The following is a 12,690-nucleotide window of genomic DNA, read 5'->3' as shown; positions in this document are numbered from 1 at the left end:
AAGAAAACTATATCACATGCTTAAAGACCGGCCCAGAGAACTTGGGGCAGGTAGGGACAGGCTGTTTGCTATCATGAAAGCAAACCATATGCTTATCGTCCCAAAACGGCGATACCATATCACCACCGACTCCCACCATCGATTTAGAAAGCATAAGAACCTCATAGAAAACCTTGATATAAAGGGGCCAGAACAAGTTTGGGTATCTGACATCACCTACATCGGGAATAGGGAAAACCCCATGTATCTATCCTTGGTTACCGATGCATATTCTAAAAAAATTGTAGGGTATGATGTTGCTCTTTCCGTTCTAAAACTGGACTAGCTAAGCAGCGGTTTTAAAGTTATAAAATTCATTCGGTGTTTTCATATCCAATGCCGAATGTGGCGCATATTGGTTGTATTCATCTATCCATCCCCGTATCTGGCTATATATCATTTCAGGATTGTCCAGACAGCTCTCATATACGTAATCTCTTTTGAAAGTGCCATTAAAAGCCTCGCACATGCCATTTGACTGCGGAGAGTAAAGGGGTGTGCTGCAATCGGCAATATGCCATAACGCGATCTGCTTTCTTAGGTTATTCTCTATATACTCAGGCCCGTTGTCATGCAAGAATTGGAGCTTTCCCTTTTCGGGGAGAGCCTCTCCAAAGCGGTTAAATATTGCTTCCTGGAGCATCAGCTCGATGTCGCAGGCCTGGATATGGATGCCTGCCGTCCATGCAATGATGGACCTGTCGCAGCAGTCCAAAACGTACGCAAAGCGTACTTTCTGCCCATTCCAGCACTTGATGGAAGTAATATCACTTGCCCATCTGGTATTGGGCTGGCCTACTGCTATCTTGCCTGTATGCGGGCGGCCCGCCCCTCGCTTGCGTCCCCTTTTCACCAATAGGTTCTCCTGTTTCATGAACTTATGCACCATATACCTGGAAAGCTCTATCCCATAGTCCCTTTTCAGTATAGCCCTCACCCTGGGCACCCCATAAGTCGATTTCCTGCCAGTGATAGCCAATATCGCCTCCCCTGCTTCAGGCGTGGGCTTCTTGCGGGGAGTACGCAAGATTTAGGCTTGTAATATATTGTCGACTTGGCAACTCCCAGTGCCTTGATAGTCCTGTTCATGCTTACTTGGAACTGTTGGGATAGCGATTCGACTTCTTGTTTCTCTGTGCGTCCCATTCCAACTTTTTTTAAGGATCTTGATATCCAGCGTAGCCTCTCCCAAAGCTTTCTTGAGTTCTTCGTTCTGTCTTCTGAGCATCTCCAGCTCGGACTTGGAATGTAGTTCCCCATCATTTTTGATTCCCATGACGGCCTCTGATTTTGCGTCTGAACGCCATTTGTAAAGTTGGCTGGCGATTAACCCGTACCTGCGGCAGTACTCGGGGCAAGATAGCCCGGAACCTTCCCAATCCTCAACAATGGTGGCTTTTTGTGCCGAGCTTAGGACCCTTCTGCCACTTGCTGTCCTGCGGGCATTCTTCAGTAGATCGTCTATCATTATCGTTCTGGTTTTAGGCTACTAAACCAGTCCAACTTTTTAAGCGGTTAGGAACATGGCCCTGTTCATGCTTACTTGGAACTGTTGGGATAGCGATTCTACCTCTTGTTTCTCTGTGCGTCCCATTCCAGCTTTTTTTTTAGGATCTTGATGTCCAGCGTAGCCTCACCCAAAGCTTTCTTAAGCTCCTCGTTCTGTCTCCTGAGCATTTCCAGCTCTGACCTGGAATGTAGGTCCCCATCATTCTTGATCCCCATGATTGCCCCTGATTTTGCGTCCGAACGCCATTTGTAGAGTTGGCTGGCGATTAACCCGTACCTGCGGTAGTACTCGGGACAAGATAGCCCGGAACCTTCCCAATCCTCAACAACCGTCGCTTTTTGTGCCGAGCTTAGGACCCTTCTGCCACTTGCCGTCCTGCGGGCGTTCTTCAATAAGTCTTCTATCATTCTACTTCTGGTTTTAGGCTACTAAACCAGTCCAACTTTTAAAGCGGTTTGGAACAGGAAGAACATGAAGAACGCCTTGGTGCCCTTACATGAAAGATATAGGCTCATGAAGAGGGTGATGATCGAATCGGTCAATGATATCTTTGGTATTGCAACAAAATTTGGTACAAAAAGATTAGGCCGCCATTGATTGAATAAAATTAAGTTCCGCTTCTTTTTCTTGGCTCTTTATGAATTTACTTGAACGCTTATCTTTGTATTCAAAAAACGATGAATTTTCTATCTCAATTTAGTGACTTACTTCCTGTTCTACCACCTTTTGAGTTAGTTCTAGCAGAACGTGACGAGCCTAGCAACACCGTACATCTATATTTAGAGGTTCCACCTGAAGCTACCCCAAAAAAATGCTCTATTCATAGCTATTACGACCGTACCTGGGAACACTTAAAGCTTTTTCAATACCGCTGTTTTATCCATTGTAAGCTTCCTATATACAAAGATAGGGATACCGGTAAACTATCTAAGGCAGAGGTTTCCTTTTCTAGAGATTATTCGCGGTTCACACTTATGTTTGAGCAAGAAGTCATGCGTTTGATGCATATCCACCATTGTTTTACGGCAGTAGCCAGGACACTTGGCATTCGAGTCCAACGGGTTGAGCATATTTATCATCATTATACCCAACATCTTGAAGATGACTACTATAGTCAGCATACAGCCTCTAGGATTGCTTATGATGAAACCTCTACCCGTAAGGGACATGGATACATCACCAGCTTTTTTGATCTAGATACTTGGCAACTACCCGGTAGTTACGAAGGTAGATCTTCTGAATGTGTTGCCCGATTTAAGCAAGATCATCCCTATCCAGAAGCAGTAGAAGAAATTTCCATTGATATGTCCCCTGCCTTCATCAAGGGGGCCAAACAGTGTTTTCCACAGGCTAAGGTTACTTTTGACAAATGGCATGTGATCAAACTTCTCTACAAACATCTAGATCGACTTGGGGAAAAGGCTTATTGCTTTCAAGCTCAAATTGAACTATCAATGGAAAGGATAGGTACTTTTTATCGGAAAGATCAATTTCAAGAGCTAAAAGCCCAACTGTGCTTCATTATGGACCTCGCCCAGGAAACCATGGAAACCAATCCGATCACTAAATCGATTAAAAGCCATTTTGATGGAATTGTTCAATACGCTCAATCTAAGATTAATAACGGTATCTTAGAGGGGCTCAATTCTAAAATTCAAATCATTAAACGGGTTGCTAGAGGGTTTCGGTCTAAAGACAACTTCATCAAGATGATTTACTTTGTATTTGCAAAATACCAGTTTCAAGTAAATTCATAAAGAACCTTTTTCTTTAGGTGTTTTGTAGCCAAGGCTAGCGTGGAGCCTTTTGGTGTTGTACCAGTTGATATACCATGCCACCTGCCTGTAAACCTCGTCGTAGGAAGTGAACTCGAACCTGTTGAGCCACTCGTACTTGATGCTCTTGAAAAAACTCTCGGCCACGGCGTTGTCCCAACAGTCTCCTTTCCTTGACATGCTCTGTTTCATTTTTCTGTTGAAAGAAAAAACACTTGTTGTCTTGTTGCAGGCGTATTGCACACCTCTGTCCGAATGGAGGACGAACCCGTCTTTTATCTGCCTGTTTTTCCTCGCATTCACCCAAGCCGCTATCACCGTGTTCTCGGCCGTCATATCGCTTGAAAGCGACCAGCCTACCACTTTCCTGTCGGCAAGGTCGAGTATACTGGTCAGGTAGCACCAGCCGTCATTTACCCTTATATATGTGATATCTGGCACCCACACTTTACCCGTTTTTGCTCACCCCTAGACAACCCAACATTTTCCCAACAGGATACCGGTGACGGTTCATCTCTATGAACCGGTATTTGTCCCGCCTTTTTGGGAGAAGATGCCGATGGCTTTTTTTAATATCTCGGCCTCCATCCTGGACTCCCGAAGTTCTTTTTCCAATTGTTGTATCTTCTTTTGCTCGGGTGTCAGGGAGGCCACCCCCTTTCCGGTGAAGGCTTCCTTTCCGCCCCTCGACTCCCTTCGCCATCTCCTTATCATGCTCGCACTCAAACCGTAGTCTTCCGCCACTTGCCTGGCTGGTTGTCCGGATTCGAGCAGGCCCACTATCATTGTTTTAAATCCCTTTTCGTACTGTTTCATAATTATCGCAATATACGTGATTGCGACCTCTTATTTCCGTACCAATAAATGTAGACATTCCACTTGATGACCGTATGCGACATAGACCATACCAGGCACAGAAGCCCTGTCAATGCAATCGCGCACATGACATGCGCGCTCATCGCCTACAATTATCAAGAAGATAAACCAAAGGTCTCATTCCCTAATCTTTTAAAGTAGTCCTCGATTTTCAAAAACCTCACGTTAGTTTAAAAATTTTCCTCCACCATCGGTCTGAGCACTAGCTCGTGCACCTCGGCAGGTAGCTTGAGCATAGAAACGATCGATTCGGCTACAGGTTCTGGGCTGAGGTATTCGGGTCGGTCAGCGGCTCTGAAGTCGGTGTCGACACCGCCAGGATAGACAGAGATTACTTTAACCCCATCTTTGCGGGCTTCCTTGCGAAATACTTTTGTGAGGGAATCTAGCCCCGATTTAGTGGCGGTATAAGCACCAATTCCTTCATTGGAAAAAAGGCAGACGGTAGAGAGGATATTGACGATAGTTCCGCTTTCCACTGCCTTTATTTTTTTATACGCTTCTCTCATAAAAATCATGGGAGCACGGAAGTTGAGCGCATACATGTAGTCCAAATCTTCGGTTTTCATTTCTTCTACCTTCCCCCGTGCCGAGTTTGCTCCTGCACAGTTGATCAACGTATCGATGTTTCCAAGCTCTTGGTTTGTTTCCTCCACAAAGCGGATGATTTCTTCCTCGGAAGTGATGGAAAAGCATTTAGAGAATATTTGACCTTTTGGTAGTGAAAGCTCTTCTAGAAGGGAAGCCATCTTTTCTTCTGAGCGACCGCACAGGGCTAAAATTGCCCCTTCGGCTGCTAATTGTTTGGCAAGGCTTCTGCCAATTCCTGAGGTGGCTCCTGTCAGAAGGATTATTTTGTTTTTCATAGTTATTAGAGGATAAAAATAGACGTGCCTATAAAATTTAACATATACTATTTTTAGACTTTCAAGTCAGTATACCTTTTGGGGTTGTAAAGTTCACTCTTTTCGAGCTCTTTCTGTAGTTCTTCTATGTTACTATCCACAATGCCCAATTGTATTTTGAAACGTTCAAGTGCTGCGAAAAAATGGCTCAGTTCGTCATTGAAGTCATCATCTAGATAATACATACTGTCCAGTTGGTGGGTATAAGCTTCACCTGCAGAGTGCATCTGCTTAGCTTTTTCGTAATGGGAAATAGCTTGTTCGTAATGGTAATATTTGCTTAAGTACTTGAGTTCTTTTTTTCCAATAAGTTTGTCAAGATTTACTTCCATACGCAATCTAGTACTTCCTTTTTTTATAGAGTTGACAGTTTCGCCATCCATTACCTTTACATAATGCCACAATTGTCCACACCAAAATCCCATTTCTTTATGTGCGTGAGCCAACACAGAATGCCTAACTATATAACGGTTACTAAAAAGGCTTGCAAAGTTCAATACATCAAACAGACAAAAAATAGAATCTAATATTAGATATTCATACTTTTTATTAGAATAATTATTGATTGATGGAGGATGATTGATTTTATTAAAACTCTCTAATTCAAAAAATTGAATATTCTTAAACGATTTCCCCTTAAATGTTAGATTATATTTGGAGAAGATAGCTTTATGTAAATCAAGTAATACTTTGCGTAAGCAACTGGGATTGAAACGGATAATAGGAGATGTTATTTGTTGTAAAAGACTCCTGGGGATGCTATTTAGTTGATGTATATTTTTACCTCTTACTTTTATAGATTTCAAAAAGGTTTTGAACTTTTCTTCAATCAGGCTATTGTTGTGTGTAAAAAAATTAGCTTCTAAAAAAGAATTTAAGGCAGTATGTTCATAACTCAGTGTCTCCCCGTCAATTTTTATATTGTCAAGAAATTTTTTGAACTTTTCTATGATATAAATATGATTCCCATAATGTTTTTTGTTATATCTGAAATGCTTTTTGTTCACATAGCCCTTTAATAGTAGTTCTAATATCCTGTCATACATACTACCCATGCTATTGTAGGCATTAATTATATTCTTGTCAAGTGGAAATCTTATACTTGTGTCCTCATCTTTGGTAAGCTGAGCATCAATGGCACAGTATAATATGACTAATTCTCTGATATCGGCATTATTGGCAGAGTATTCAAACATAAGACGTCCCAAATCAGTAGAGATGCCACTAGTAGGTTGTTGTGAGATGGAAAATATTTCTTTATAACGCTCTTCTTCCAGCCTATAGGAATGTTCTGTGGAAAAGTGATAATCTTTGATCGCAAGTTCGAATAGTTTGTTTACTAATTCGGGCAACTTATTATGATCCGATATTTTATTTTTTAGGTTATTGTTAATATTATTATGTTTTTCAGAAGCTAAGTAGATATGGATAGCGTATAGTATCTTTATATATTGAAATGCGCTTTTTTGATGTTTCCCCGCTTTCTTATAAACAGTTGCTGCATATATATTGGATAGAACTGCATAGTTCAAATAGTTATTATCAATTTTGACAGGGATTGGTAGCGAAATGGGACATTCATTTCCTTCTTTTTTTAATGCACTCAAAATCATGTCAATATCCCATTGTCCAAATTGTTCTTTATCAAGAGATAAAAAAGTATCTCCCAAATCTGATAGAGTATTCGCTAATGTAACTAGAACTGAATTAATATGTATTTCAGCTAAGGGCCTTTTGTTTAAAGAAAAAGTTTCATATATAACTTTCATTATATGAAATTGACTTTCACACTCAAATGAATCGGCATGAAAATCCTTATTTCTATTTCTATAGTACACTCTTAAGTCATCTTTAAAAAGTTTTTCGTTTTTAAGTTTATTATCTAAATCCAATGATGGTTCAGTATCGCTTTTTGATAAATACCTATGGTAAATAATGAGTAGGCTTTTAAAATATTCATTCTTTGCAGCAATAGGTTTAGGTAATACATTACTATCACCATTATTTTTATGGCCAGGTATTAAAGTGCCATTCTTATAATATAGTAGATCACCAACTTTGTTGTAATATTCGGAGGTTATTGTGAACTTTTCCTGTTTATTGGCAACCTTGATTAGGTATTCGAACTCTTGCCCTGATCGTTTCAAATCCGACCTTGTTATTCCTGAGAGTTTTTCAATCAGCTGTAGCTTTGTGAGGATTGGTTGGTACATCAACCGCAGGTTTTCAAAGACCGTTAGCTTGTTGTAGTACTTTTCTTTATTGATAGAAGGTAGTGTGTGAATAAAATTATTGATAAAAGAGTGGAAAATATCCTTTTTCTCCCCCTCTATTTTTTCATTTTTAACTATCATGTCGGCACTTCTACCTGTAGTAAATATATGTTCACCCCATTTGGAAAGTTTGTTATTGCTATTTAATAACCAAGGGTTTTTTCGAAATACTTCATTTTCAAGTGTCCCTATTTTCTTGCTGTTTTTTTCGAAATCCTGTTTTGCAAGTACTAATTCTTTATAACCATATTTCTTTACATCGATTGCTCTAAAATCTATAACACTTTCTGTAAGATCGGTATAGGTGTTCAAAGCAGAGGTATAGTCTTTTTTTCTCTCAAAAGTTAAGCCCAGCTTAAGCATATTGTTTATCAATAATATAGAAATAGAAGGGTCTGGTTTGTTGCCTCGTTTATACCTTAATTCTTGTATGGCATCTTGGTAGTAGGATATCGCTACATCGTACTCTTGGTCGTAGTAATAGAGGTCGCCAAGTGTCATGTTCACTAGCCCTATGGAATGAATGTACTTTCCATAGGGTTGTAATTCACTGTATACCTTGCGTAGTTCCGAGAGTTTTCTCAGGAAGTATCGCTTGGTCTTTAAAGATTCGTCTAGAGTGAAATTAAATGCAGCACTTTCCAATTCAGATATCTTCGACACATACTCAATTTCTGCTTGAATTTTCCCATCGAACTTAAAATTGTAAAGACCACTGACAATTTCGTTAAGATGGGTATTCGACAAATAGAAGATCAGTTCCTCAATAAACCCTCTCAACTGTGGCGATTTGTTAATGCTAATTATTTCGGGTGAATGTTCAATATTTTTCCATGAGAAGCCATACTTATGATACTTATAAAGGTGGTCTATTAGAAAGGAAGTTGAGACCAAAAGCTTATCACTCAAGTGAGTAACATAACGTCCTTTAGCTAACATGAAGGGATGGAAAAGCCTAGTCGTAAGACCATGTTTGTACTGAGCTTTGAAATCTAGATTTAAGTAGAAGCTTGGCTTAGTAATAGTACCTACAACAAGATAATTGGGATTTGTCAACTTTTGGTCATCCGCTTTGCATTCTTCTATATGATTCTCAAAAAGCTTTGTCATTTTTTTTGGGGCACCGTTGCTTCTGTAGGCCAGATATACGATGAAGAATTGCAGGCTCATCATGGTTTTAGACAAGATCAGTCGTTGATGGTAGTTGTTAGTCTCACTCTTTTTCTCAAGAAAATGAGAATTCTCGGTATTATGAAAAAGGCGTTTTGCATGCTCTTTAAAATAAGCGGAGACCCCTTCTAGGCTAGCATCTGTATAACCTGTCTCATTTAATAAAATCCTGCAAACATACTTTTCAGTGAGAGCAGTAATATCAGAACTTTGTTCCTCTTTTTCATCGGAGTAAAAGCTATCAACGTATATTACATCATGGAATATGCTCCCAATGAAAGATTCTCTGTCAGAAGTGTCCGCAAGTGCCGCATCGTACATTTCATGTCCAGAAATGAAAATAAACTTTGCCATGGCAGTAGTGAAGAACTGCTTCATTCCTGAGAGTAGTTTGGCAATCATCTCTTGTCTTTTTCTGGAATTTTCTATTGTAAAAAGGCTGCCTCTTTCGTCCTCGTATTCGAATTTCTCTTTGTTATTCCTTTCTACATCTGTGTAACTTGGTTGTACCTTGTCTAGCTCATCAAAAATGAAAACAAACTCTGGTCGTCCAAAAAACTTGGGAACACGTTGCATATCTTCAAAGATTTCAATGAGTTCAGATTCGATATCTCTACTACCTTTGACCCGGTACCTAGACTGTTTTTTTATACCAATTCTGAAAATTCCAATTCCTTTCCCTTTAGGTCCTAATTCAGAAGTATGTTCTTTTGACACTTGTGCCTCTATCATTTCATCCAACCTTCTGAGGCGATTATAAATATTTCTATGTGTCACTACACCTCCAAAACTTGTTAAAAGTTTTGTAAAGGCAACAAGGAATATCCAAAATAGGAATACGATAAACAAATAAATGTAGTCTAGAACTGGGAGTGTTAGAGCCCAAGGATTATTTTTTTTTGAAAATGGTATGATGATGTTTAGAATGTTTTTTGTGAAATGATAGAACCAATTGTTAACGGAGAAAATCGTATAATCTACAAGTCTTAGGGAGGCAGTAGCATGTGATTTCCATCCATTATTTTCAGCAGAAGCAAGCTGGGGTGAATCGTAGCGGTGAATGAAGCCATCTATATGAGTATACGTTACTGAGTCTCCCTTAGTGATTGAATAGCAGCAACTATTGAATATATCTAAATTTTTAAATACCACTGGATCTACCATCACCACTGAGTCTTTCAAAAACGCTTGACTTGGGAAAAACTCAACCAAGTGAGCATTCCTAATGTCCTCTTCTAGCATATACGACATACGCTCTGATGAATAAAAAATATAGGCAGATAAAATGACAGTTAAAAAAATAATCAACTGTCCTTTGGTGCGAAACATTGATAGAAAGGGGAGATTTATTTTCCTATACTCGGCTAGAACAGCTTTATGAATTAAAGTCAAAACTCTTCCTTCTTCCATACCGCTTCTACCAAGATTGAGTTTGATGAATATCTTTTGGCTACTCCTAATTTTTTTTCCTAGGTTATCTACAAATTCTTTAAAAACAGGCATCTGCCCACGCCTCTTATAGCTAAGATTTTCCAGGTGAGAGTAAACGTATTTTGTTATTAGAAAATCAAGAGTTACTATCACAGGTAAATGGACGTTCTTATCTTTCAATTCAACCGAGTACAATCTGTGCAGTATGTATCCACATATTGTTATGAATGCTATATTTAAAAGAAAATAGAAAAGTTGTGTAAAAGAAGAAATTTTGATTTTCCACTTCTCATTTCTATTGAAGTTATTACGGTAATTTTTAAAGTTGTATATGAGTAACGCCAAGCCAAAAAACACCAAATAAATCAGATACAATAATTTAACATGACCGATCTCAAATAAATATATCAATGAAAGCGCATAGCAGTAACGATAAGCCCTGCTTAGTAAGGTTTTATTCCATGATATTTGAATTTTTTTAAACCAAAGCTTTTTAAAACCTTGCGCTTTTTTCTTTATTTCATCTTTAAGATAAATGAAATACAAGAAGGGTAATAAAATAATAATATATGTGAGTAGCGATAAAAGATATAAAATGTTTTGTAGGGAACTAGGGAATTCAGGTTCTCCATAAAAATTGAATAAATCAACCTCAGCAAACCCATAAATAATCATGGGAATAGCTATTAGTGGTATTCTGGCTCTGAAAGATTTTCTAAAATAGGTATTATTTATGCTGTCCAACACATGGTTCACAAAACTGGTCTTACCCATGCCCCTGAATCCTGCAACTAAGTATGCACCAGATTTAGTATCTGCATTTAAGAGAATTGATCTTAACTTTTTTATGATAGCTTCCCTGCCAATGAAACGATCATCTACCTTACCAACTGCAGATGGGCTGTGAAAGTAACGGAAGCCCGGGAGTTCTATAAGTATGTTTTTAATCTTGGAATACTGGAATTTCTTTTCTTCATCCTTGCGCTGGGACATGCTAGTTAAAGACTTTAATTGTGGAATTAAATTTATCTATATTCCTATAATTTTACCCTTTATTATGGAACAAACCAAGTCTTTTATGAATTAACATAGAAAAAATACACTTTTAAACAGTGTTTGTGAAAGGGGATGAATAAATATTCTGATATTGATGATTTTTTTACTTCTGAATTTTCGCCTCTGAAATGATTGGTAGTGGTCGGATGAAATTTAGAGTCTGAATAGTTGTTATGAGTTGGTGTCAACCTTAAAACTTTAGTATAAGGTTTAAGGTTGACCAAGTAATTAAGTTTTGTTGTTCATATCAAACCCGTTCTATTTTAGCCCCAAGTGCTTTGAGTCTCGTGTCAATATTTTGATAGCCACGATCAATCTGCTCTGCATTGAAAATGGTGCTTTTTCCCTTTGCCGAAAGTGCGGCTATGAGCAGAGAAACCCCAGCCCTGATATCAGGCGAGCTCATGTTGATTCCCTTTAGCTTTATCTGTTTATTAAGCCCAACCACGTTGGCTCGGTGCGGATCGCATAAGATGATCTGAGCGCCCATGTCAATGAGTTTGTCTACGAAGAACAAGCGGCTTTCAAACATTTTTTGGTGAATGAGTACTGTGCCTTTTGCTTGCGTAGCCACCACCAAAATGATACTGAGGAGGTCGGGCGTAAAAAGCGGCCAAGGACCGTCGGCTATGGTCAGCATCGATCCATCTATAAATGTGTCGATGGTGTAATTTTCTTGAGCAGGAATATAAATGTCATCGTTGCGAAATTCCATTTGTATACCAAGTTTTTGGAAAACAGAAGGGATAAGCCCAAGCTGATCTAGCCTTACGTTTTTGATAGTAATTTCCGAGCTGGTCATGGCAGCCATGCCAATGAAACTTCCAATCTCGATCATGTCGGGTAGGAGGGTGTGGCTAGTTCCGCCCAAGTAACCAACTCCTTCAATTGTAAGCAAGTTCGAGCCTGCTCCTTGAATATTAGCCCCCATGCGGATCAGCATTTTGCAAAGCTGCTGGATGTAGGGCTCGCAAGCAGCATTGTAGATGGTGGTTGTTCCTTTAGCCAAAACAGCTGCCATCAGCACATTGGCTGTACCCGTTACCGAAGGCTCGTCCAAGAGCATGTACGTGCCATGCAAATTAGTAGCATCTATGGTGTAGAATTTATCGTCGTCTTTGTATTCGAAACGAGCGCCCAGTTTTTGGAAACCTAAAAAGTGTGTATCCAACCTACGCCTTCCAATTTTATCCCCGCCTGGGCGAGGGATTTTTGCCTTGCCAAACCTAGCCAAAAGTGGGCCCAAGATCATGATTGACCCTCGGAGCGATGCAGCCTGTTTTTTATATTCTTTGGTTTCGAGGTAGTGGATGTCTACATTTTCGGCTTTGAACTCGTAAGTGTGTTCGTCCAGTTTGTTCACCTCCACGCCCAAGTCACCCAAGAGGGTGATCAAGTTGTTCACATCTAAAATATTGGGAACATTATGGATCGTAACTTTTTCTTTGGTGAGTAAAATTGCGCACAGAATCTGCAAACATTCGTTTTTCGCTCCCTGTGGTTCTATTTCGCCTTTGAGTGCATGACCGCCCTCTACTTCAAATATTACTTTGCCTTTTTCCATTTATTAGGTTTGTTCTGTTCGTTGGTACTAGGTTAATACGGCTCAAATGTAGGGAGCTTGTGCAGATATATCAAAAAGAGTTTTGGGAAGG

Annotated in this window: 8 protein-coding genes and 1 pseudogene; 2 read left to right on the top strand and 7 right to left on the bottom strand. The window is 39.4% G+C overall.

Annotated features, from left to right (window positions below):
* Nucleotides 1-16 precede the first annotated feature (16 nt).
* Entirely contained in the window at nucleotides 17-325 is a 309-nt protein-coding gene (locus tag R9C00_15200; protein WPO33048.1) for a hypothetical protein, read from the top strand.
* Here the strand turns inward: R9C00_15200 and R9C00_15195 are convergent, their stop codons facing one another.
* The 3 genes from R9C00_15195 to R9C00_15185 all read right to left on the bottom strand — a co-directional run bounded on the left by R9C00_15195 (nucleotide 326) and on the right by R9C00_15185 (nucleotide 1,956).
* On the bottom strand, nucleotides 326-1,066 hold the full coding sequence (locus tag R9C00_15195) for an IS3 family transposase (protein WPO33047.1): 741 nt from the start codon (nucleotides 1,064-1,066) through the stop codon (nucleotides 326-328).
* A 3-nt stretch (nucleotides 1,067-1,069) separates the two neighbouring features.
* The gene (locus R9C00_15190) at nucleotides 1,070-1,507 is read right to left on the bottom strand and encodes a transposase (protein ID WPO33046.1); all 438 of its coding nucleotides are present in this window, start codon (nucleotides 1,505-1,507) and stop codon (nucleotides 1,070-1,072) included.
* 98 nt (nucleotides 1,508-1,605) lie between these two features.
* The gene (locus tag R9C00_15185) at nucleotides 1,606-1,956 is read right to left on the bottom strand and encodes a transposase (protein WPO33045.1); all 351 of its coding nucleotides are present in this window, start codon (nucleotides 1,954-1,956) and stop codon (nucleotides 1,606-1,608) included.
* Between the two features lie 270 nt (nucleotides 1,957-2,226).
* On the opposite strand from R9C00_15185, the gene R9C00_15180 reads away from it, so the two are divergent.
* Nucleotides 2,227-3,306 (top strand): transposase, encoded by a 1,080-nt coding sequence (locus tag R9C00_15180; protein WPO33044.1) that lies wholly within the window; start codon nucleotides 2,227-2,229, stop codon nucleotides 3,304-3,306.
* Here the strand turns inward: R9C00_15180 and R9C00_15175 are convergent.
* The 4 genes and pseudogenes from R9C00_15175 to murA all read right to left on the bottom strand — a co-directional run bounded on the left by R9C00_15175 (nucleotide 3,301) and on the right by murA (nucleotide 12,599).
* A pseudogene (locus R9C00_15175) lies at nucleotides 3,301-4,143 on the bottom strand (IS3 family transposase). The gene R9C00_15180 and the pseudogene R9C00_15175 overlap by 6 nt on opposite strands.
* 227 nt (nucleotides 4,144-4,370) lie before the next feature.
* Complete coding sequence (locus R9C00_15170; protein WPO33043.1) at nucleotides 4,371-5,066, bottom strand: SDR family oxidoreductase; 696 nt, start codon at nucleotides 5,064-5,066, stop codon at nucleotides 4,371-4,373.
* A gap of 53 nt (nucleotides 5,067-5,119) precedes the next feature.
* Complete coding sequence (locus tag R9C00_15165; GenBank protein WPO33042.1) at nucleotides 5,120-10,972, bottom strand: tetratricopeptide repeat protein; 5,853 nt, start codon at nucleotides 10,970-10,972, stop codon at nucleotides 5,120-5,122.
* Between the two features lie 310 nt (nucleotides 10,973-11,282).
* A complete protein-coding gene (murA, locus tag R9C00_15160) occupies nucleotides 11,283-12,599 on the bottom strand; it encodes a UDP-N-acetylglucosamine 1-carboxyvinyltransferase (protein ID WPO33041.1) in 1,317 nt (438 codons plus the stop codon).
* Nucleotides 12,600-12,690 lie beyond the last annotated feature (91 nt).

The sequence above is a fragment of the Flammeovirgaceae bacterium SG7u.111 genome, assembly GCA_034044135.1.
GTDB lineage: Bacteria > Bacteroidota > Bacteroidia > Cytophagales > Flammeovirgaceae.
The sequence above is the reverse complement of the archived record's forward strand: the minus strand, read 5'-3'. Positions and strand labels throughout refer to the sequence as shown.